This window comes from Kitasatospora sp. NPDC096147, assembly GCF_044763225.1.
Taxonomy (GTDB): Bacteria; Actinomycetota; Actinomycetes; order Streptomycetales; family Streptomycetaceae; genus Kitasatospora.
The window spans coordinates 263,151-286,134 of sequence record NZ_JBIWFX010000001.1; the positions used below are offsets into that span (position 1 = coordinate 263,151).

7 protein-coding genes are annotated in these 22,984 nt (G+C 74.7%); 3 read left to right on the plus strand and 4 right to left on the minus strand.

Annotated elements, in window-relative coordinates; translation table 11 throughout:
• Nucleotides 1-7: 7 nt before the first annotated feature.
• The 3 genes from ACIRBX_RS01040 to ACIRBX_RS01050 all read right to left on the minus strand — a co-directional run bounded on the left by ACIRBX_RS01040 (nucleotide 8) and on the right by ACIRBX_RS01050 (nucleotide 17,741).
• Nucleotides 8-15,154, minus strand: a complete 15,147-nt coding sequence (locus tag ACIRBX_RS01040; RefSeq protein WP_402292961.1) for an amino acid adenylation domain-containing protein — start codon at nucleotides 15,152-15,154, stop codon at nucleotides 8-10.
• A 99-nt stretch (nucleotides 15,155-15,253) separates the two neighbouring features.
• Nucleotides 15,254-16,288, minus strand: a complete 1,035-nt coding sequence (locus tag ACIRBX_RS01045) for an iron-siderophore ABC transporter substrate-binding protein (RefSeq protein WP_402292963.1) — start codon at nucleotides 16,286-16,288, stop codon at nucleotides 15,254-15,256.
• Between the two features lie 88 nt (nucleotides 16,289-16,376).
• On the minus strand, nucleotides 16,377-17,741 hold the full coding sequence (locus tag ACIRBX_RS01050) for a lysine N(6)-hydroxylase/L-ornithine N(5)-oxygenase family protein (RefSeq protein WP_402292965.1): 1,365 nt from the start codon (nucleotides 17,739-17,741) through the stop codon (nucleotides 16,377-16,379).
• 216 nt (nucleotides 17,742-17,957) lie between these two features.
• On the opposite strand from ACIRBX_RS01050, the gene ACIRBX_RS01055 reads away from it, so the two are divergent.
• The 3 genes from ACIRBX_RS01055 (at nucleotide 17,958) to ACIRBX_RS01065 (ending at nucleotide 20,655) form a co-directional block, all read left to right on the plus strand.
• Nucleotides 17,958-18,905 (plus strand): methionyl-tRNA formyltransferase, encoded by a 948-nt coding sequence (locus tag ACIRBX_RS01055; RefSeq protein ID WP_402292966.1) that lies wholly within the window; start codon nucleotides 17,958-17,960, stop codon nucleotides 18,903-18,905.
• 171 nt (nucleotides 18,906-19,076) lie between these two features.
• Entirely contained in the window at nucleotides 19,077-20,132 is a 1,056-nt protein-coding gene (locus tag ACIRBX_RS01060; protein WP_402292967.1) for an SMP-30/gluconolactonase/LRE family protein, read from the plus strand.
• A gap of 73 nt (nucleotides 20,133-20,205) precedes the next feature.
• On the plus strand, nucleotides 20,206-20,655 hold the full coding sequence (locus ACIRBX_RS01065) for a DUF5990 family protein (RefSeq protein ID WP_402292968.1): 450 nt from the start codon (nucleotides 20,206-20,208) through the stop codon (nucleotides 20,653-20,655).
• Nucleotides 20,656-20,890: 235 nt separating this feature from the next.
• On the opposite strand, the gene ACIRBX_RS01070 is transcribed toward ACIRBX_RS01065, so the two are convergent.
• Nucleotides 20,891-22,945 carry a phosphocholine-specific phospholipase C gene (locus tag ACIRBX_RS01070; RefSeq protein ID WP_402292969.1) on the minus strand — a complete coding sequence of 685 codons (2,055 nt, stop codon included), beginning with the start codon at nucleotides 22,943-22,945 and terminating at the stop codon, nucleotides 20,891-20,893.
• Nucleotides 22,946-22,984 lie beyond the last annotated feature (39 nt).

The window sequence follows — 22,984 nt, forward strand, 5'->3', positions numbered from 1 at the left end:
CCCTCCCTCAGTCGGAGCAGGGGGTGGTCATCAGGGCGGCCAGCACGGTGAGCGGCAGGTCCGGATCGGCGGTGGCGGCCCGGAGCAGCGCGAGCAGTTCCCGGGCCAGTGCGGCGGCCTTCTGCGGGCCGAGGCGGTCGGTGGCGTGGATCAGGGCGCAGTGCACCTCGCCGTCGCCGCGCGGCTCGTGGAAGCTGAGGGTCAGCTCGGCCGGTGTCCAGCCGGTCGGGATCGCCTCCAGGGTGCCCATCCCTCCCTCCAGGGCCGCGAGTTCGGCCGCCTCGTGGTGGATGACCATCACCTGCGGCGGCCGACCGGCCAGGTCGGTCGCCCGGAGCACCTCGGCGAACGGGAGCTCCTGGTGCTCCAGCGCGGCCAGCGTGCTCTCCCGGACCCGGCCGAGCAGAGCGGTGAAGCTCGGGTCCCCGGCGGTGTCGGTGCGCAGCACCACGGTGTTGAAGAGGCAGCCGACCAGATCGGCGAGCTGGTCGTCGGTGCGGCCGGCCACCTTGGTGCCGACCGGCAGGTCGGTGCCGGCGCCGTGGGCGGTGAGCAGGGTGGCCAGCGCCGCGTGCAGCACCATGTACATGCTGGTGCCGGTGGCGGTGGCCAGCCGGTCCACCGCCCGGTGCAGGCGCTCGTCCAGGGTGAACGGGGTGTAGGCGCCCCGGTGGGTGCGGACGGCCGGGACCGGACGGTCGGCGGGGAGCGCGAGGCGGGTCGGCACTCCGGCCAGGGTCTGCTGCCAGTAGGCGAGTTGGCGGTCGGCGAGGCCCGTGGCCAGCACCGCGTGGGCCCACCGGGTGTAGTCGGCGTAGTCGACCGGGAGCGCCGCCCGGTCGGGGGCGGCGCCGCCGAGCCGGGCGGCGTAGGCGGTGGTCAGGTCGCGCAGCAGCGGGACCACCGACCACTCGTCCACCGCCAGGTAGTGCAGTGTCAGCAGCACCGCCTGGGCGCCGGTGGGGTCGGTCAGCAGGTGCACGCGGAGCGGGGCGCCGTCGGGGAAGACCGCGCGGGCGGCGGCCAGTTCGGCCGCCCGGGCCGCCAGGTCGGTGCACGAGGAGACCTCCAGGCGCGGTCCGCCGACCGGGAGTTGGCCGCCCTCGCCCGCCGAGGTGCGCAGCGGGGCGTGCCGGGCCACCAGGTCGGCCAGGGCCTCGGCCAGCGCCGCCGGGTCCAGACCGCCGGGCGAGCGGAGCACCAGGGCGTGGTCCCAGCCGGGGTGCACCGGGCTGGCGTGCCAGCGCTGCACCGGGGCGAGCGGCAGGGGGTCGGCGGAGCCGGTGGGCCGCAGGGCCGGGCGGGCGGTGGCGGGGGTGCCGAGCTTGGCGGCGAGGCCGGCAACGGTGGGGGCGTCGAAGACGTCGCGGACGCCCAACTCCACGCCCAGCTCCGACCGCAGGCGCCCGACCAGGCGCATGGAGGCCATCGAGTGGCCGCCGAGGGCGAAGAAGTTGTCGTGCCGGCCGACGGTCGGCAGTTGCAGGACCTCCTCGAAGACCCGGCCGACGGCCTGCTCGGCCGGGCCCTCGGGCCGGTCGCCGCCGGCCAGGCGGGCCCAGTCCGGCGCGGGCAGCGCGGCACGGTCCAGCTTGCCGTTCGGAGTGAGCGGGAGCGGGCCGTCCAGCGGGATCAGCGCGGCGGGGAGCATGTACTCGGGCAGGGTGGCGGCGAGCGCCTCGCGCAGGGCGGCCAGGTCCGGCTGCTGCCCGGCGGCGGGCACCACGTAGCCGGTCAGCCGGACGATGTCGCCCAGCCGGTCGGGCACCACGGTGGCCTGGGCGACGGCCGGGTGGGCGGCCAGTGCGGCCTCGATCTCGCCGAGCTCGATCCGGAAGCCGCGGATCTTCACCTGGGTGTCGACCCGGCCGAGGAAGTCCAGGTTCCCGTCCCGGCGCCAGCGGGCCCGGTCTCCGGTGCGGTACATCCGGGCGCCGGGGGCACCGTACGGGTCGGCGGTGAAGCGGGCCGCGGTCAGGCCCGGGCGGGCCAGGTAGCCCCGGGCCAACCCCCGTCCGGCGACGTAGAGTTCGCCGACCACGCCGGGCGGGACGGGGCGCAGGCCGTCGTCCAGCACGTAGCAGCGGGTGTTGGGGTCGGGCGCGCCGATCGGCACCTGCCCGGTGCGGCGGCCGGCCCGGGTGGCGGGCCAGAGGGTGGAGTTGACGGTGGCTTCGGTGAGCCCGTAGGCGGCGATCAGGTTGACCCGGCCGGCCCACCGCTCGATCAGGTCCGGCGGCACGGTCTCGGTCCCGACCAGGATGGTCGAGCCCTCCGGGAGTTCGCAGCCGGGCGGCAGGGCGGAGACCAGCGAGGGCGGCAGGATCAGCTGGTCCACCCGCTGGGCTGCGAGGAAGTCGGTCAGTGCCGGGCCGGCCACCCTGGCCTCCTCGGGGATCAGCACCAGCCGGCCGCCGTGGCAGAGCGCCATGACGAGTTCGAAGACGAAGACGTCGAAGCCCACCGAGGCGAACTGGAGCACCCGGCTGTCGGGCGTCAGGCCCATCCGGTCCACGGCGGTGGCGACCAGGCTGGCGATGCCCTCGTGCGGGACCACCACGCCCTTGGGGCGGCCGGTGGAGCCGGAGGTGTAGATCACGTAGGCGGCCTGGTCCAGGGTGACCGGCGCGGCCGGCGGGGCCTGGGCGGCGGCCAGTTCGGCCGCCACCACCGGGTCGTCCAGCAGGAGCAGCGGGGCCACCGCGGGGATCTTGCCGACCACCGGCTCGGTGGCCACCACCAGGGCGGCGGCGGAGTCGGTGATCAGGTGGGTGAGGCGGTCGGCGGGGTGGGCCAGGTCCAGCGGGAGGAAGGCGGCACCGAGCCGCAGGGCGGCCAGCACGGTGGCGATCAGCTCGGCCGAGCGCGGGACGGCGACTCCGACCACGCTCTCCGCGCCCACGCCCCGAGCCGCCAGCAGGGCGGCGATCCGCCCGGCCCGGTCGGCCAGCTCGGCGTAGCTCACCTCCCGGTCCCGGTCCACCACCGCGACGGCGTCCGGCCGTTCGGCCAGCCGGGCGGCGAACAGCGCGGGCAGCGACAGCTCGTCCACCGGGCGGCCGGTGGCGTTGAAGGTCTCCAGCACCAGGGCCCGCTCACCGTCCCGGAGCACCTCGGCCCGGGACAGCGGCCGGGCCGGGTCGGCCAGCACGGCGGTGAGCAGCAGCTCCAGCCGGGCGGCCAGCTCCTCCACGGTGCGGCGGTCGAACAGCTCGGTGGCGTACTCGATCCGGCAGTGCAGCCGGTCCTGCTCCCCGAACTGCTCGGTGAAGCTGAACACCAGGTCGAACTTGGCCGTCCGGGTCGGGTGCGGCAGGTACTCGGCCCGCAGGCCGTCCAGGGCCAACGGGGCTCCACTGCGGGTGTGGTGGGCCACCATCACCTGGAACAGCGGGTTGCGGGAGGTGGAGCGGGCCGGGTTGACGGCCTCCACCACGCGCTCGAACGGGAGGTCGGCGTGCGAGAAGGCGGCCAGGTCGGTGGCCCGGACCCGGGTGAGCAGCTCGGCGAAGCTCGGGTCACCGGTGAGGTCGGTGCGCAGCACCAGCGTGTTGACGAAGAAGCCGACCAGCTCGTCCAGCGCCTCGTCACCGCGCCCGGCGATCGGCGCGCCGATCGGCAGGTCGCTGCCGGCGCCCAGGCGGTGCAGCAGGGCGGCGACGGCGGCGTGCAGCACCATGAACATGCTGGCGCCGTGCTCGCGGGCCAGCGCGCGCAGCGCCCGGTGGGTGCCGGGGCTCAGCTCGACGGCCAGGTCCGCGCCGTGGAAGCCCGGACGGGCCGGCCTGGGGTGGTCGGTGGGGAGCTCCAACTCCTCCGGTGCGCCTGCCAGGGTCCGCTTCCAGTAGGCGAGTTGGGCAGCAGCCAGACTCTCCGGGTCGTCGTCGGCGCCGAGCAGCTCGCGCTGCCACAGCGCGTAGTCGGCGTACTGCACCGGCAGCGGGGCCCACACCGGGGCCCGGCCCGCGCGGCGGGCCGCGTAGGCGGTGGTGAGGTCGCGCAGGAACGGGCGGTCGGACCACTCGTCGGTGGTGATGTGGTGCAGCAGCAGGACCACCGCACGGTCGTCCGGGTCGATCTCCAACACCAGGGCGCGGAGCGGGAGTTCGGTGGCCAGGTCGAACGGCCGGGCCACCGCGGCGGCGATCAGGTCGGGCAGCAGCTCCTCGCTGGCGGGCAGCACCGTCACCTCGGGACGGGCCTCGGCGGCGGGCAGCAGGTGCTGGTACGGGCGGCCGTCCCGGGTGCGGAAGAGCGTGCGCAGCGGTTCGTGGCGGGCCGTCAGGTCGGCCAGTGCGGCCGTCCAGGCGGCCAGGTCGAAGGAGCCGCGCAGGCGGAGCACCAGCGGGAAGTTGTAGGCGGCCGAGGTGCCCTCCAACTGCTGGATCAGCCAGAGGCGTTGCTGCGCGGCCGAGAGCGGGAGCTCGGCCGGGCGCGGGCCCGCCACCAGGGCGGGGCGGGCGGCCCGGCCGGCCGAGCGGTCGGCGCGGGCCACCAGGTCGGCCACCGTCGGTGCCTCGAAGAGGTCACGGATGGCGAGTTCGGCCCCCAGCACGGTCCTGGCCCGGCCGATCAGCCGGGTCGCGATCAGCGAGTGGCCGCCGAGGTCGAAGAAGTCGGCGTCGATGCCGACGCTGCCCTCGGGCAGACCGAGCACCTCGGCGTAGAGGGCGCACAGCGCGCGCTCCCGGTCGGTGCGCGGGGCCCGGCCGGCGCCGGTGGTCCCAGCGAGGTCGGGGGCGGGCAGCGCCCGGGTGTCGAGCTTGCCGTTGACGGTCAGCGGCAGTGCGTCGAGCAGGACGAGGGCGGCGGGCACCATGTAGTCGGGCAGGGTCTCCCGCAGGTGGGCCCGGAGCTGATCCGGCGTCACCCCGGTGGCCGGGGCGGCCTCACCGGCCGGGACGGACGGGGACGCGGTGGGGACGGACGGGGCTGCGGCGGGGACGGCGTAGGCGATCAGGCGCTTGCCCTCGCCGACCACCACGGCGGCCTGGGCGACGGCCGGGTGGGCGGTCAGGGCGGCGGAGATCTCGCCGAGCTCGATCCGGTAGCCCCGGATCTTCACCTGGTCGTCGGTGCGGCCGAGGAAGTCCAGCAGGCCGTCCGGGCGGCGCCGCACCAGGTCCCCGGTCCGGTACATCCGCTCCCCCGGCCTGCCGAACGGGTCGGCGACGAAGCGGGCGGCGGTCAGGCCGGGCCGCTCGTGGTAGCCCCGGGCCAGGCCGGTGCCGGCGATGTAGAGCTCCCCGGGGACGCCGGGGGCGACCGGGCGCAGCATGGCGTCCAGCACGTGGGCCCGGGTGTTGCGGATCGGGCGGCCGACGGTGGGGGTGGGGCTGTCGGCGGTGGAGCCGCCGAGGGTGTTGATGGTGTACTCGGTCGGGCCGTAGAGGTTGTAGCCGTAGGTGCCGTCGGCCTCCCGCAGGCGGTGCCAGAGGGTGTCCGGCACGGCCTCGCCGCCGAGCAGCACCAGGGCGGGCCGGTGGCCGTCCAACAGGCCCTGCTCGACCAGCAGTTCGGCGTAGGTGGGGGTCACGTTCACCACGTCCACCGCGTTCGCGTCGCAGTACGCGACCAGCTGTTCGGCGTCCCGGCGCAGCTCCTCGTCGCAGACGTGCACCTCGTGGCCCTCGACCAGCCAGAGCAGCTCCTCCCAGGACATGTCGAAGGCGAAGGAGACGGTGTGCGCGATCCGCAGCCGCCGGCCGCCGGCCGAGGCCACGGCGGGGGCGAAGACCTCGCTCTGGTGGTTGAGCTGCATGTTCGTCAGACCCCGGTAGGGGGTGACCACGCCCTTGGGGCGGCCGGTGGAGCCGGAGGTGTGGATGACGTAGGCGGGGTGCTCCAGCCGGCCCGGGCGGCCGGGCTCGAAGCCGGGCAGCTCGGCCAGCGGTCCGGCGGGCAGGGCCGCCAACTCGGCCAGCACGTCCGGGTGGTCGAGCAGCACGGGCTGGGCGGCCCCGGCCAGGGTGGGGGCCACGGCGGTGGTGGTGAGCAGGCAGAGCGGGCGGGTGTCGTCGAGCATCAGCCGCAGCCGGTCGGCCGGGTGGTCGAGGTCCAGCGGCTGGTAGGCGGCTCCGGTGCGCAGCACGGCGAACAGCGCGGCCACGGTGCGGGCCGAGCGCGGCAGGGCGAGGGCCACCACCCGCTCGGGGCCCGCTCCCCGGGAGAGCAGCAGTCGGGCCAGCCGGTTGATCTCGGCGTCCAGCTCGGCGTAGCTGAGCCGCTCCTCGCCGCAGACCACGGCGGTGGCTCCGGGGGTGCGCAGGGTCTGCTCGGCGAGCAGCTCGGCCACCGTGCGGTCCGGCAGTGGCTCCCGGGAGCCGGCGGTGTCGGGTGCCTCACCGGGCAGCAGCAGGTCCAGCCGGCCGACCGTGGTCGCGGTGGCCAGGCCCTCGGCGAGGCGGGCCAGCACGGTGGTGTAGCGGTCCAGGACGGTGCGGGCGGCCTCGGCCGGGAACAGGTCGGGGCGGGCGGCCAGGGTGACCCGCAGTCGGGCCTCGGGGGTGACGATCAGGGTGAGCGGGAAGTGCGTGCCGTCCACGTTCGCGACCCCGGTGATGCCGTGCTGGGCCCGCAGGGCGGCGGCCCGCTCCTCGCCGTCGGCCGAGCGGAGCACGAAGAGGGTGTCGAACAGCCTTCGGTGGCCGGTCCGTTGCTGGATCGCACCGAGGCCGAGGTACTCGTGCGGCATCAGCTCGGCCCGCTCCGCCTGGAGGCGGCGGAGCAGCTCGGGCACCCGCTCGGCGGGGTGCAGCGCGACCCGGGTGGGCACCGTGTTGAGGAACATCCCGATGATCCCGGCCACCTCCGGCACCTCGGCCGGGCGGCCCGCCACGGCGGTGCCGAAGACCAGGTCCGAGCGGCCGAGGACGGCCGACAGGGTCAGCCCCCAGGCGGCGCTGAGCAGGGTGTTGAGGGTGAGGCCCTGAGCCCGGGCGGCGGCCCGCAGCCGCTCGCTGGTCGCGGCGTCCAGCCGGGCGTGGTGGTCCTGCGGGATGACCGGGCCGGCGTCCCGGCCGGTGGGTGCGGTGAGGGTGGGCTCGTCCAGACCGGAGAGCGCGCGGGCCCAGGCGTCCAGACCGGCCTCCGCGTCCTGCCCGGCCAGCCAGGCCAGGTGGTCACGGTAGGAGCCGGGCTGCGGGAGGCCGGTGGCGTCGCCGGAGCGGGCGTAGAGGGTGAACAGCTCCTCCAGGAACAGCCAGGCGGACCAGCCGTCCCAGAGGATCAGGTGGTGGGTGACCACCAGGGTGTCCCGGCCGCCGCCGCGCCGGATCAGCAGCAGGCGGCAGAGCGGCGGCTCGGTCAGGTCGAACCGGCGGCGCCGGTCGGCGGCCAGCAACTCGGCGGCGCGCTCCTCCTGTTCGGCCTCCGGGAGGTGGGCCAGGTCGGCCACCGCGAGCGGCACCTCGGCCTCGGCGACCAGGTACTGCACCGGATCCGGCACGCCGTCGGCGGTGAAGCCGGCCCGCAGGCCGGGATTGCGCTCCAACAGCGCGCGGCAGGCGGCACGCAGGCGGTCCGGGTCCAGGCGGTGGTCCAGCTCCAGGGTCTCCTGGGAGAGGTAGACGTCGAGGGCGTCGCCGCTGTCGTAGCTGGCGTGGAAGTACATGCCCTCCTGGAGCGGGGAGAGCGGCCAGACCTCGCTGACCTTCCGTCCGGCGGTGCGCTCCACGCTCGCCAGCTGATCGGCGGTCAGCTCCGTCAGCGGGGCGGGGGCAGCGGGCACGGCAACGGCGGGTGCGGGAGCGGCGGGTGCGGCGGGTGCGGGTACCGGAGCCGGTGGTGGTGCCGCTGCGGTCAGCTTCGCCAGCAGGGCCTGGAGGGCCGGGTCGGTGCTGCCCTGTTGGGCCAGCAGGGCCTGGAGCGCGGCGGCCTCGGCGGCGCCCAGGGTGAGGTCGGTCGGTTCGGTCACGGCGGCGGACGGCTCCGGCTCGGTGGGGAGGGGCTCGGTCGGCAGTGGTGCGTCGGCGAGCGGCTCGGTGGCGGACGGCTCGTCGGGGAGGAGGGCCGCCAGCGCGGCGGGGGTGCGGGCGGTGAAGACCTCGCGCGGGCCGACCGGCAGGCCCAGTGCGCGGGCCCGGGTGGCCACCGCGATGGAGCCGATGCTGTCGCCGCCGAGCACGAAGAAGTCGTCCTCCGGGCCGACCTCCGGCACCCGGAGCACCTCCGCGTAGACGGCGCAGAGCGCGCGCTCCAGCTCGCCGGCGGGAGCCCGGGTGGCGGCGGCCCGGCCGGCCGCCGGGGCCGGATCGGGCAGGGCACGCTGGTCGAGCTTCCCACTGGGCGTCAGCGGCAGCTCCGCCAGCGGGAGGACGGCCTGCGGCACCAGGGCGGCGGGCAGCACCTCCGCCAGCGCGGCGCGCAGCGCGCCGCCGTCCAGCACGGTGCCGGGCAGCACCGCCCCGGACGGGACGGCGTAGCCGAGCAGCGCGCCGTCCCGGGCGATCACGGCGGCCCGGGCCACGCCGGGCAGCGCGGTCAGCGCGGCCTCGATCTCGCCGAGCTCGATCCGCTGCCCCCGGATCTTCACCTGACGGTCCGTCCGGCCCAGGTACTCCAGCGCCCCGTCCGGGCGGCGGCGCACCAGGTCCCCGGTGCGGTACATCCGCTCCCCCGGCCCGCCGTACGGGTCGGCGACGAAGCGCTCGGCGGTCAGGGCCGGCCGCCCGTGGTAGCCCCGGGCGAGCTGGACCCCTGCGAGGTACAGCTCGCCGGGCACGCCCTCGGGGACGGGGCGCAGGAAGGTGTCGAGGACGTGCAGCCGGGTGTTCCAGACCGGGTGGCCGATCGGGACGGGCCCGGCGCCGTGCCCCGCCTCGAAGTGGGTGACGTCCACGGCGGCCTCGGTCGGCCCGTAGAGGTTGTGCAGCGGCACCCCGCCGGAGACCTCGGCCCACCCGGCGGCGGTCTCACCGCCCAGCGCCTCGCCGCTGGCGAAGGCCCGGCGCAGACTGCCCGCCCAGTCCGGCCCGCCCGCCGCCCGGACGGCCTGCACGAAGGCGGTCAGCATCGAGGGGACGAAGTGCAGCGTGCTGATCCGCTCGGCCCGGACCAGCTCCGCCAGGTAGCCCGGGTCCTTGTGGCCCTCGGGCTCGGCCAGCACCACGGCCGCGCCCTCGCAGAGCGCCCAGAAGAACTCCCAGACCGAGACGTCGAAGCTCGACGGGGTCTTCTGGAGCACCCGGTCGGTGGCGTCGAGCCGGTAGCGGTCCTGCATCCAGGCCAGCCGGTTGACGATGGCCCGGTGGGTCACCGCCACGCCCTTGGGGCGGCCGGTGGAGCCGGAGGTGTAGATCAGGTAGGCGGGGTGGTCCGGCCCGGCCTGCCGGGCGCCGGGCGCCGGCGCCGGGTGGGTCTCGGTCTCCTCGACCAACAGCCGCTCCACCATGGGGAGTTCCGGCACCGGCACCCCGGCGGTGGTGACCAGCAGGCGGGCCCCGGAGTCCGCCAGCATGCCGGCCAGCCGCTCGGCCGGGTAGTCCGGGTCCAGCGGCAGGTACGCCGCGCCGGAGCGGAGCACCCCGAGCAGCACCACCATCAGCTCGGCCGAGCGCGGCAGGGCGACCGCCACGAAGCTCTCCGGCCCGGCACCCCGGGCCCGCAGGCGGCAGGCCAACTCCTCGGCCCGTCGCTCCAGTTCGGCATAGCCGAGGGTGCTGCCCGCGAACACCACGGCGGGCGCGTCCGGGGTCCGCGCGGTCTGCTCGGCGATCAGTCGCGGCAGGGTGGTCTCCGCCACCGGGTGGGCGGTGGCGTTCAGCGCGGCCAGCTGGTAGCGCTCGCGGTCGGAGAGCAGGTCCACAGCGGCCAGCTGCCGGTCGGGGGTGGTGGTGACGGTGGCGAGCAGGGTGGTCAGCCGGGCCGCCACCGCAGCCGCCTCGGCCGCCGGGATGCGGGCCCCGTCGTACTTGAGCCGCAGCTCCAACTGCTCGCCGGGCAGCACGATCAGCGCCAGCGGGTAGTGCACCGTGTCCCGGACCTCCACCCCGGTGATCCGCAGCGCGTCCCCACCGTCCCCGCCGTCCCCGCCGTCCTCGTCGGCCGCGTCGAGGGCGGCCGTCGGGTGGTTCTCGAAGACCACCAGGGTGTCGAACAACTCACCACCGCCGGCCAGGCGTTGCAGCTCCGCCAAGCCGAGGTGGTGGTGGTCCAGCAGGGCGCTCTGCTCCTCCTGGAAGCGGGCCAGCAGCCCGGCGAGCGGCTCCTCCGGGCGCAGCCGCACCCGGGCCGGGAGCGTGTTGCTGAACAGGCCGACCAGCTCGGCGCTGCCGACCACCTCGGTGGTGCGGCCCGAGACCGTGGTGCCGAAGACCACCTCCTCGCGGTTGCCGAGTGCACCGAGCAGGACCGCCCAGGCGCCGTGCAGCACGGTGCTCAGAGTGAGGCCGCGCGAGCGGGCGAAGCCGGCCAGTCCGGCGGTGAGCTCGGCCGGGAGGCGGACCTCGACGGTGCCGTGCGCGGCGTGGCCCGCCTGCTCGGTCGGCTGCTCGGGCAGCAGGTGGAACGGCTCGACCGGGCCGGCCAGTGCGGTGCTCCACGCGGCGCGGGCGGCCTCCCTGTCCCGGGTGGCCAGCCAGCCGAGGTAGCCCTCCGGAGCCGGGGCGGGCGGCAGGTCGGCTCCCCGGTACGCGAGCAGCAGGTCACGCAGCACCAGGGCCACCGACCAGCCGTCGGCGACGATGTGGTGCAGCGTCAGCAGCAGGCGGGTGCGGCCGGGCGTGCGCAGCAGGGTGCCCCGGAGCAGCGGCGGCTCTCCGAGGTCGAACCCGGCCGCCCGGTCCTCGGCCAGCGCGGCCTCCAAGGGGGCGTCGCCCCGCCGGACACCGGGCCGCCCGACGTGGCCCGGACTCCCGGACGCTGCAACGCCGTTCGGGCTCCCTGGCTCGGCAGCCCGCTGTGCGGGACGCACCGCTCCACCGGACGACTGCCCGCCCTCCAGGTCTCCACCGCCCCCGGATACCACCTCATCACGGGCACCGTACGGCACGCCGTCGGAGGACGCACCGACCTGCGCGACCACCGCACCATCGGCCCGGCCAAGCGCTCCGCCGGACGGCTGCCCGCCCTCCGGGTCTCCACCGCCCCCGGATGCCACCTCATCGCGGGCACCGTACGGCACGCCGTCGGAGGACGCACCGGCCTGCGGGACCTCCGCGCCATCGGCGACCACCGCACCGTCGGCCCGGCCAAGCGCTCCGCCGGACGGCTGCCCGCCCTCCGGCACGCGGGCGGTCGGCCCGGAGCCGCCGGCCGCCACCGCACCCTCCACCAGGCCCTCCGGCGCACCGGAGGATTCCGTGTCCCCGTCCTCCGCCGCATCGCCTGCGTGCGCCGTCCCGTCCGGTCCCTTGGACTCCAGTTCGCGCCAGGGAAGTTCGGCCGACGGCGCGATCCGCTGCACCACCCGTCCGTCCGGCAGCTGGTGGAAGCCGGCCCGCAGCAGCGGGTGGTGCTCCAGCACCGTGCGCAGCGCACCGTGCAGCCGCTCGCCGTCCACCTCTCCGGCCAGCTCCAGCACCTCCTGCACCAGGTACCGGTCCTCGGCCCCGCCGTCCAGCGCGGCGTGGAAGAAGAAGCCCTCCTGGAGCGGGGAGACCGGCAGCGCCTCCCGGTCCAGCTCCACCGCCGGGGCCTGCGGCAGCTCGGCGCCCTCGGTCGCGGCGGCAGCCAGCGCGGCGACCGTGCGCAGCCGGAAGACCTGCCGGGGGGTGATCGAAATGCCCTGGCCGCGCGCAGCGTTGACCAGTTGGATGGCGACGATGCTGTCACCGCCCAGCTCGAAGAAGCTGTCGTGCACGCCCACCTCGGGCAGCGCCAGCACCTCCCCGAACAGCCCGGCCAGCGCCGCCTCCAGCGGGGTGCCGGGCAGCGAGCCGGAGCCGGAGCCGCCCGCCGTCCAGTCCGGGGCCGGCAGCGCCCGGTGGTCCAGCTTGCCGTTCGGGGTGAGCGGCAGCGGACCGTCCAGCACCACCACCGCGCTCGGCACCAGGTACTCGGGCAGCTCCCCCGCCACGGCCACCCGGGCCGCCGCGACCTGCTCCTGATCGCCCACCAGGTAGGCGACCAGCCGCTTCACACCCCGGTGGTCCTCCCGGACCAGCACCGCCGCCTGGGCGATGCCGGGGTGGGCCATGAAGGCGCTCTCCACCTCGCCGGGCTCGATCCGGTGGCCCCGGATCTTCACCTGGCCGTCGGCCCGGCCGAGGAACTCGAGGTTCCCGTCGGCGCGCCAGCGGACCCGGTCGCCCGTCCGGTACATCCGGGCCCCGGGCTCGCCGTACGGATCGGCGACGAACCGACCGGCGGTCAGCGCGTACCGGCCGTGGTAGCCCCGGGCCAGGCCGCGCCCGGCCACGTACAGCTCACCCTCCACGCCGACGGCGACCGGCCGCAGGGCCTGGTCGAGTACGTAGCAGCGGGTGTTCGGGTCCGGGCGGCCGATCGGGACGGGGCCGCTCCAGCCGGAAGTGGCGGGCCAGAGGGTGGAGTTGACGCTCGCCTCGGTCAGGCCGTAGGCGACCACCACGCTCAGCCGGTCGGACCAGCGGGCCACCAGCTCCTGCGGCACCGCCTCGGTGCCGACCACCAGCACGCCGCCCTCGGGCAGCGCGCAGCCGGGCGGCAGGGCGGCCACCAGGGAGGGCGGCAGGATCATGTGGGTGACCCGGTGCTCGGCCAGGTAGTCCGTCAGTGCGGGCCCGGCGACCCGGCGTTCGGCCGGGACCAGCACCACCTGGCCGCCGACGCAGAGCGACATCACCAGGTCCCAGACCGTCACGTCGAAGCCGACCGAGGCGAACTGGGCGACGCGGCTGTGCTCGGTGATGCCGATCCGCTCGGTGGCGGTGGCGATCAGGCTGCCGATCCCGTCGTGCGGCACCAGCACGCCCTTCGGGCGGCCGGTGGAGCCGGAGGTGTAGATCACGTAGGCGGCCTCGTCCAGGGCGATCTCCAGGCCCGGCGAGCGCGGGTCGGCGGCGGCCAGCCCAGCCTGCACCTCGGGGGTGTCGATGGCCAGCACGTCCACGCCGGAGGGGAGTTCGGCCGCCAGCTCGGTGGTGGTCAGCACCGTCCGGGCGCCGGCGTCGGCCAGCATGTAGGCGATCCGCTCGCTCGGGTGGTCCGCGTCCAGCGGCAGGTAGGCCGCCCCGGCCTTGAGCACCGCGAGCAGCGCCACCACCAGCTCCACCGAGCGCGGCAGGGCGAGCGCGACGGGCTCCTCGCGGCGGACGCCGCGTGCCAGCAGGAGGTGCGCCAGCCGGTTGGCGGCGGCGTCGAGTTCGGCGTAGCTGAGCTGCCGGTCCTCGCAGACCAGGGCCGGGGCGTCCGGGCGCCGGGCGGCCTGCCGCTCGAAGGCGGCCGGCCAGCTGAGCTCGGGGCTGTCCACCGGGTCGGCGCCGAAGTCGGCCAGCAGCTCGGTCAGTTCGGCCTCGGCGAGCAGTTCGATCCGGCCGACCGGGAGCTGCGGATCGCCGGTGAGGGCGTCCAGCACCCGGAGCAGGCGGCGCTGGTGTCCGGCCAGCTCGGCCTCCGCCGCCTCGTCGGCCGGGGTGTCCAGGGCGAGGTCCAGCCGGATGCCGTCACCGGACAGCGTCTCGCCGAAGGTGATCGCGAGGTCGGCCGCCGGGCCGAGCCAGAGCGGGCGGAACTCCGGGGCGTGCCCGGTGAAGCCGAGACCGGTGCCGACCGGCAGCACGTTCACCGTCGGGCCGGTGAGTGCCGCGACGCCCTCGGCGAGACCCAGCTCGCGGGCCAGCTGCTCGGCCCGTAGCCGGCTGTGCGGGAGCAGCTCGGCTATCCCGCCCGCGACTTCGGTGACCAGCTCGGCGACGGTGGTGCCGGGGCGGACGGTCACCCGCAGCGGCAGGATGTTGGACAGCATGCCGGGCACCTCGGCCGGCCCCCCGTCCGGCCGGGCGGCCACCGGCAGGCCGATCAGCAGATCGCTCTCCCCCGTGCTCCGGTGCAGGTACGCCGCCACGGCGGCCACCAGCAGCCGCGAGGTGCGCACCCCCATCCCCCGGGCCGCCGCCCTCAGCCGCTCGACCCGCGCCACCCCGAGCTCCACCTGCCGGGACACCCGCTCGGCGGGCCCGGCCTGACGCTCCGCCAGGTCGGCGACGGAGTCGGCCGGGCCGGTCACCTCACGCACGCCGCCCAAGCCCGGCACCGGCCCGGTCCCGGCCTGCTCGACGAGCCCAGGAACCCCGCCGGGCACCGGAGAAGGAACGGAATCCGAGGCCGACCCGGCCGGACCGGTCACCTCACGCGCACCGGCCGAACCGGGCACCGGCCCGGTCCCGGCCTGCTCGACGAGCCCAGGAGCCCCACCGGGCACCGGAGAAGGAACGGAATCCGAGCTGGAGCCGGCTGTCAGCGCAGCGCCCGGGGCGGCGGCCCGCCCCCCTTCCGCCGTGGCGTCCGACCCCGACGGCCCACCCAGGCCTGCGGTCGAGCCCCCCGGCTCGCCGTCGGCCCGGGTGGTACGGCTCCGGGAGCCGGCCAGCCGGGCGGGCTCCGGCCGGTCCGCCAGCCGGGTCCGCCAGTACGCCAGGTCCTCCTGGTGGGCGGCGGAGGCGAGGTAGGTGCGCTCGGCGTCGGTCAGCCGGGACAGCCGCCAGTCCGGGGCCGGGGCGGTCGGGTCCTGGTAGAGCACGGCGGCGCGGCGGGTGATCAGGGCCACGCCGGTGCCGTCCACCGCGATGTGGTGGTAGACCTGGTACCAGCGCACCAGGTCGTCGGCCAACCGGAGCAGCGCCTGCCGGTGCAGCGGCCCGGCCGCCAGGTCGAACGGCCGCACCCGGTCGGCCGCCATCCACCGCTCCGCCGCCGCGTGCGGATCCTCCTCACCGCGCAGGTCCACCAGCACCGGCTGCTCCACCTCCCGCTGCCGGTCCGGGAGTTGGACCGGACCTGGGGCGAACCGCACCCGTAGGCACTCGGCCTCCCCCACGGCCTGCCGGGCGGCCCCGGCCAGCCGGTCCAGGCCCACCGCGCCGTGCAGGTCCAGGTAGTAGGCGGCGTGGAAGGCGGTGCTCTCCGGCGCGTACTGCCGGGCGAGCCAGATCCCCTGTTGGCCACCGGTCATCGGCAGGCCGGGCGCCCCGTCCCACTCGGGTGCCTCGGTCCGGTCGGGCTCGGCAGCAAACATGGTGGATCGCCTTCCTGGATGGACTGGTGATGGTGCGTCACGGACGGCGGCGCCGGAGGGCGGAGAGGCGGCAGCCACCTCCCCGCCCCGGTGCCCGCCCTACTGCTTCGCGGTGAGCAGCGGCTCGATCTGGTCGATCGCGTACGGGATGGAGAGCACGGTGTTGAAGGAGAACGCCGCGCCCACGTCGGGGTCGGTGTACGGGACGAAGAGGTCCCGCTTCTCCTGGTGCACCTTCAGCTTCTGGTAGAACGGCTCGCCCTTGATCCGGTCGTTGGCGGCGGTGCTGGAGGTGACCCAGACCAGCCGGTCGGTGTCGAGCACGTCGAGCTTCTCCGCGCTGAGCTCGGCCACGTTCCAGCCCGGCTTGGCGAGCCCGTCGATCTCCGGCTTCAGCTTGAAGCCCAGCTCGTTGAAGAAGATCGCCTTCGGGTCGGTCTTGGTGAAGGCCGAGTACTTGCCGGCCTCGAAGCTGTCGGCGATGGTGAGCGTCTGCTGCGCCCACTCGGGGTGCTTGGCCTTGACGGCCTTGAACCGCTCGCCGATCGCGGCGATCTTCTGCTCCGCCTCGGCCTCCTTCCCGAGCGACTTGCCGATCTGCCGGGTCATCACCTGCCAGGGCGCGGCGTAGTCCTGGTGCTCCTTCGGCTGGGCCACCACCGGGGCGATCTTGCGCAGGGTGTCGTACTGCTCCTGCTTCATGCCGGAGTACTGGGCGATGATCAGGTCGGGCTTCAGCCCGGCGATCTTCTCCATGTTGTACTCGTCGCGCTCGCCGACCACCTGGGGCGGGGTGCCGCCCCAGAGGTCCTTGGCCCACGGCCACTTGCCGTAGGGGCTCTCCTTGAACCAGTCGACCGCACCGACCGGCTTGACCCCGAGCGCGAGCACCGCGTCCTGGTCGGACAGGCCGAGGGTGACCACCCGCTTGGGGGCGGCCTTGATCTCGGTGCTGCCGTACTTGTGCTGGACGGTGACCGGGAAGCCGGCGCCGCCGGCCGCGCCGGTGGTGCCGGGGGTCCCGGTCGGGGTGGTCTGGGCGGAGGGCGTGGCGCTGCTCCCGCAGGCGGCCAGGGTGAGGGCGGCGAGGGCGGCGACGGCCGCGTGCGGGAGGCGTCTTGCGGAGTGGAGCACGGTCTTCCTTTCGAGGACGGACGGCGGCGGGCACGGCGGACCGGCCCTCCCCGTCCGGGAATTGCGGAGGGAGGTGGTACCGGGTGGTTCAGCTGGTGGTGGCGGCGGCCCGCTGCGCGGGCGGCGTCGGCGTCGGCGTCCGACCGGCCGCGGCGGCGCGGTGGGCGAGCACCGAGTCGAGGATCTCGCCGACCCGGATCGCGGTGTTCGACAGCAGCGAGGAGGTGATGCCGTGGGTGTGCTCGGTGCCGCCCTGGAGGTAGAGGCCGCACTCCACCCCGGGTCCGGTGAGCAGCCGGTAGTCCCGGCCGACCCGGGGCCGACCCTCGGCGTCGCGCAGCACGTGGTCGGCCAGGTCGCCCAGCAGGGCCAGCGGGTCGGGCTGGTGGTAGCCGGTGGCGTAGACGACGGCGTCCGCGTCCAGCGGGGTGGTCTCGCCGGTCACCAGGGACTCGACGGTGATCCGCACCCGGTCCGGCCCGGCCTGCACCTCGACCGGCCGGGAGGCCTTCAGCATCCGCAGCCGCTCGGTGCCCAGCACCTTCTCCTGGTAGACCCGTCCGTACAGGTCGTCGATCAGGTCGAGGTCCACCACCGCGTAGTTGGTGTTGCGGTGGTAGCCCATCAGCCGGCGCTTGGTCTCCTCCGGGGCGGTGAAGTAGTCGTCCACGGCGTCCGGGTCGAAGATCTGGTTCGCGAAGGAGCTGTCGTCGGCGGGGCTGTAGCCGTAGCGCGAGAAGACCGCGCAGACCTCGGCGGCGGGGAATCGGCGGTGCAGCAGGCCGACCGCCTCGGCAGCGCTCTGCCCGGCCCCGACCACCACGAAACGGCGGGGCTCGTCGGGGTCCAACTTCTCCACCCGGTGCAGCAGTTCACTGGTGTGCCAGATCCGCTCGCCGGCCTCCACCCCGTCCGGGAGGCGCGGGCGCAGCCCGGGGGCGAGCACCAGGTTGCGGGCCCGTTGCAGCGTCTCGGTACCGTCGGCGGCCCGCGAGCGGACCTCCAACTCGGCGACCACGCCTTCGCGTTCGACCGGGCGCACCCCCACCACCGCATGGCCGTAGTCGACCTGCCCGGACAACCGGGCGGCGGCCCATTCGAAATAGTCGTGGAACTCGATCCGCAACGGGAACAGGCTCTTGTGGTTCACGAAGTCCACCAGGCGCCCGACGCTCTGGAGGTAGCAGAGGAAGCTGTAGCGGCTCGCCGGATTCCGTAACGTCACCAGGTCCTTGAGGAACGAGACCTGCATGGTGGCGTCGTCGATCAGCATGCCGCGGTGCCAGCCGAACCGGGGCTGCCGCTCCAGGAATCGCGCCGTCACGGCGGAGATTTCCGGGGCGGTTGCGTTGTGCTCCTCGAGGGCCGCGGCCATCGCCAGGTTGGAGGGGCCGAAACCCACACCCACCAGGTCGAGGACCGGCGGTGCGCCGTCGGGAAGAGCCTGTGACATGTCGCTCCCATTCGTGCGGGGCCGGCAGGACCGGGACCTAACTTAGGTAAGCCTAAGTTAATGTGCAAGTGCCCATGTCGAGTCACCCCCAATCGTCCGACCGGCTGACCCGACGACAACTGGCCATTCGACGGCCTGAGTTCGCATTCGTTGCACGACTTAGGTAAGCCTTGCTTTACTGGCATCACCGCCAGCCACTTCCGAGGAGGAACCTCCATGCGGGTCGTCATGTTCGGCTATCAGACCTGGGGCCACCGCACCCTCCGAGCGCTCCTGGAGTCCGAGCACGACGTCGTCCTGGTGGTCACCCACCCCGCCAGCGAGCACGCCTACGAGAAGATCTGGAGCGATTCGGTCGCCGAGCTGGCCGAGGCCCACGGCGTCCCGGTGGTGGTGCGCAACCGGCCCGACGACGAGGAGCTCTTCGCCCGCCTCAAGGAGGCCGACCCGGACGTCATCGTGGCCACCAACTGGCGCACCCTGATCCCGCCGCGGATCTTCCAGCTCCCCCGCCACGGCACGCTCAACGTGCACGACTCGCTGCTCCCCAAGTACGCCGGCTTCTCCCCGCTGATCTGGGCACTGCTGAACGGCGAGACCGAGGTCGGGGTCACCGCGCACCTGATGGACGACCGACTGGATGCCGGGGACATCGTGCTCCAGCGCTCGGTGCCGGTCGGCCCCCGGGACACCACCACCGACCTGTTCCACCGCACGCTGGAGCTGTTCGGCCCGATCACCGTCGACGGACTGGCCGAAATCACCTCCGGGCGGACCGACTTCACCCCGCAGGACCGCAGCGCGGCCACCTTCTTCCACAAGCGTGCGGAGGAGGACATCCGGATCGACTGGCGCTGGCCGGCCGAGGACCTGGACCGCCTGGTCCGGGCCCAGTCCGCCCCCTATCCGGCGGCCTTCACCCACCACCGCGGGCAGCGGCTGGAGATCCTGGCCGCCCGGGTGTCCGAGCAGCGCTACGGCGGCACCCCCGGCCGGATCTTCTACCGCGAGGGCGACGCCGTGGTCATCGTCGCCGGCCCGGACGCCCGCACCGGCCGGGCCCACGGCCTGGCCGTCACCAGGGTCCGGACCGCCGACGGACGGGAGCTGCCCGCCCTCGACCACTTCACCACCATGGGCGGCTACCTCACCGAGCGGCCCTGACCGCCCTCGGCCGGCCAAGTACCCGACACAGTAGGCACGTTCCCTCCCCCGGATCCTTACCGGAGGGTCACTCCCCCACTTCGCCGGACGGCCCCGCACGGTGCTGCGCGGACCGGCCCCGGTGTGGTGGAGTGGGCGGCATCAGCTTCCACGGGGGAAGGACGATCCGTCATGCCCGAAAACCTGTCACGACGCACCCTGTTCGGCCTCGGCGCCGCCGTCGGCGCCGGGGCCCTGCTCGGCCTGCCGGCCGGCCCGGCCTCGGCCGCCGACAGCACCGGCGAGGGCTGGGGCCCCGACTGGCCCACCGGCTCCACCGCGCCCGGGGCGGACGACCCCGGCCGCTCCGGCGCCGCTCGCCCCTCCGGCCACTGGCCGGACCGCTTCGCCCTGCCCAACGGCTTCCGGCCCGAGGGCATCGCCATCGACGACCGGGGCCGGGCCTACTTCGGCTCGCTGGCCGACGGCCGGGTACTGCGCTACGAACTCGCCACCGGCCGAGGAGAGTTGCTCTACCCCGGCCCGGCCGCCGGGACGCCCTCGCTCGGTATGAAGGCGGACGGGCGGGGCCGGCTGTTCACGGCCGGCGCCTGGGGCGGCGACGCCCGGGTGCTGGACACCCGGAGCGGGGAGGTGCTGGCCTCGTACCAGCTCTCCACCGACCTGGCGAACACCTTCGTCAACGACGTCGTCCTCACCAGGGACGTGGTCTGGATCACCGAGTCGCTCAAGCCGGTGCTCTACGGTCTCCCGCTCGGCCCGGGCGGACGGCTGCCCCGCCCGGACCAGGTGATCCGCCGTCAGCTCACCGGGGACGTGGACCACGTGCCGGACGAGATCAACGCCAACGGCATCGAGACCACCCCGGACGGCCGTGCGCTGCTGGTGGTCAACATGACGACCGGCGCCCTCCAGCGGATCGACCCGGCCACCGGCCGCACCGCCAAGGTCGATCTGGGCGGCCAGAGCCTGCCGTTCGGCGACGGTCTGCTCCGCCGGGGCCGGGACCTCTACGTGGTGCGCAACCAGGCCGACGAGGTCACCGTGGTCCGCCTCGACCCGGCCGGCCGCCGGGGCACCGTCACCCGCCGGATCACCGACCCGCGCTTCCGGGTGCCCGCCACCGTCGCGGCCCACGGCGACCGGCTCTACCTGCCGAACGCCCGCTTCGGCACCGAGCCCACCCCGGACACCGACTACGACGTGGTGGCCGTCCGGCTGCACTGACACACCTGACACACCCGCACCACCACCGCCGGGGTCCGCCGCACCGTCGGACCCCGGCGGCACAATGACCGGCATGCAGATCCACCTCGAGGCACACGACCTGCCCGGCCGCGACTGCCCGCCCGGGCCCGGCTTCCCCGGCTACCGCGAGATCCTGGTCGGCCTGCAACGCAAAGGCCGGGCAGACGAGTTGCTCGACCCGGTCCCGGGGGACGCCCCCTCCGCCCGCTGGACGGCCGAGTGCACCGCCAAGGGCCTCGACGACCTCACCGGCCCGTACGTCCAGGGCCGCCCCGGAGCGCGGTTCCTCTACCTCACCTGGACCGGCGTCACACCCACCGGCACCCGGGAGCTGTTCCGCCGCGCCAAGCTGATGCTGGACGGCGTACCGCCCGAGGTGCTCCGACAGGCCCTGACCACCGGTCACCTGACCGGCCGCCTCGGCCTGACCGACCGGCTCGGCCACCCGCTCTGCGCGGCCGTCCGCCCGCCGCTGATGAGCTGGACCGCCGCATCCGACTGACGCCACGTCAAACCGCCGGATGACAACCCTCCTGGCGCACGCACGACGGCAGCGCTCCCGGATCGGTGACCGGTGTCGCCCGGTGAGTGCGCACATCCGGCCGCACCGCATACCCGCCGGTCCGCTGGAGTCCGGCCGACACCGGGCGCTGCACCGACCGACTGCCACCGCCAGATGCCCTGCGGGCCGCCCGCGCCCTCGCCGAGGACACGGGCGGCCCGGGGCCGTCACCGGCTCAGCCGGTCAGGATGCCCGGGTCGGAGAGGCCCGCCACACCGGTCTCCACCACTCCGGCGAACCGGCGGACGAAGTCGGCCGTGGTGTTCGCCGTGACGGTGACGTCGTACCAGCGGGTGCCCGCGCTCAGGTCCAGCGAGACGGTGACCGTGGCGCCCTTGGCCACCGAGACCGTGCGGGTGGTGTTGCCGTAGGCGTTGGCCACCGTCAGGACGGTGGTGGCGGTGCCCGCGTTGGTGCAGGTCAGGTCGAGCTGTCCGGTGCTGCCGTTGTGACGGGCCGTCACCTCCGGACCGGCCGTCTTGCCCGGGTTGCGGAAGCGGCGCAGGAAGCCGTTCGGCCCGTGCACGGTGAGGTCGGTGACCCCACCCGAGTAGGTGGTGTTCCAGGTGTCCGCGACGGAGGCTCCGGCGCCGGCGGTGTAGGTCCACGGGGCGTCGGTGCGGTTGGCCGAGGTCACGTAGAACTGGGCGCCGGTGGACGGGCCGCCACTGAAGGTGAGCTTGAACTTGCCGGCCGCGACGTCGGCCGAACCATCCACGTACGGGGCGTACTTGAGCGGACGGGTGGGCTTGCGGCCCGGCTCCTGCCGGGGCATCGAGCCGACCGCCGGGGCGACCGCCAGGAAGTCGCTGTGCCGGTTCCTGTCCGGCGGGTAGTAGGCCGCCGTGGAGGGCAGCGCGGCGGCGGAGCCGCTCCGGGAGAAGTCGAAGGCCGAGGTGAGGTCGCCGCAGACGGCCCGGCGCCAGGGCGAGATGTTCGGCTCGTTCACCCCGAAGCGCTTCTCGATGAAGCGGATCACCGAGGTGTGGTCGAAGGTCTCCGAGCAGCTGTAGCCGCCGGTGCTCCAGGGCGAGACCACGATCATCGGCACCCGGGGCCCGAGACCGTAGGGGCCGGCCACGTAGCCGGTCTTGCCGGGGAAGTAGTCCAGCGTGGTCGGCACGGTGGACAGGCCCTGGGCGGCGCCGGACGGCGGGTACGGCGGGACGACGTGGTCGAAGAAGCCGTCGTTCTCGTCGTAGGTGATGAACAGTGCGGTGCGGGCCCACACGTCCGGGTTGGAGGTGAGCGCGTCCAGGACCTGCGAGACGTACCAGGCACCGTAGTTGGCGGGCCAGTTGGCGTGCTCGGAGAACGCCTCCGGCGCGGCTATCCAGGACACCTTGGGCAGCGTGCCGGCCTGCACGTCGGCGCGCAGCCGGTCGAAGTAGCCCTCGCCCGCCTTGGCGTTGGTGCCGGTGCGGGCCTTCTCGTACAGCGGGCTGCCGGGCTGGGCGTTGCGGTAGCTGTTGAAGTAGAGCAACGAGTTGTCGCCGTAGTTGCCCCGGAAGGCGTCGTTGATCCAGCCCCAGGAGCCGGCCGCGTTCAGGCCGTCGCCGATGTCCTGGTAGACCTTCCAGGAGACCCCGGCCGCCTCCAGCCGCTCCGGGTAGGTGGTCCAGCCGTAGCCCGCCTCGGCGTTGTTGATGACCGGGCCGCCGCCGGTGCCGTCGTTCCCGGTGTAGCCGCTCCAGAGGTAGTAGCGGTTCGGGTCGGTCGAGCCGATCAGCGAGCAGTGGTAGGCATCGCAGATCGTGAAGGCGTCGGCCAGCGCGTAGTGGAACGGGATGTCCTGCCGGGTCAGGTAGGCCATCGTGGCGGTGGTCTTGGCCGGGATCCAGTTGTCGTACTTGCCCTTGTTGAACGCCGACTGGCCGCCGGCCCAGTCGTGGTTGAGGCCCTGGAGGTACTCCATGCCGAGCTTGGCGGAGTTCGGACGGAACGGCAGGGTGACCTTGCCGCCGCTGGACTGGTTCCACACCGACTTGCCACTGGGCAGCGTCACCGGGCGCGGGTCGCCGAAGCCCCGGACGCCCTTCATGGCACCGAAGTAGTGGTCGAAGGACCGGTTCTCCTGCATCAGCACGACGATGTGCTCGACGTCCTGGATGGTGCCGGTGCCACCCTGCGCGGGGATCGCGGCAGCCCGGGCGATGGAGTCCGAAAGCATGGTCAACGCGGCGGTGCCACCGGCGAGTTGGAGGAACCGGCGGCGATCGATGTTGGTCATGGGTGGCTGTGACCTCGGGAGGGTGAGGGGGAGGAGATC

Bases quoted from the DNA above. Each gene is read 5' to 3' on its own strand.
- ACIRBX_RS01070 (WP_402292969.1), bottom strand. From the start codon at position 22,945: ATGACCAACATCGATCGCCGCCGGTTCCTCCAACTCGCCGGTGGCACC.
- ACIRBX_RS01055 (WP_402292966.1), top strand. From the start codon at position 17,958: ATGCGGGTCGTCATGTTCGGCTATCAGACCTGGGGCCACCGCACCCTC.
- ACIRBX_RS01050 (WP_402292965.1), bottom strand. From the start codon at position 17,741: ATGTCACAGGCTCTTCCCGACGGCGCACCGCCGGTCCTCGACCTGGTG.
- ACIRBX_RS01040 (WP_402292961.1), bottom strand. From the start codon at position 15,154: ATGTTTGCTGCCGAGCCCGACCGGACCGAGGCACCCGAGTGGGACGGG.
- ACIRBX_RS01060 (WP_402292967.1), top strand. From the start codon at position 19,077: ATGCCCGAAAACCTGTCACGACGCACCCTGTTCGGCCTCGGCGCCGCC.
- ACIRBX_RS01065 (WP_402292968.1), top strand. From the start codon at position 20,206: ATGCAGATCCACCTCGAGGCACACGACCTGCCCGGCCGCGACTGCCCG.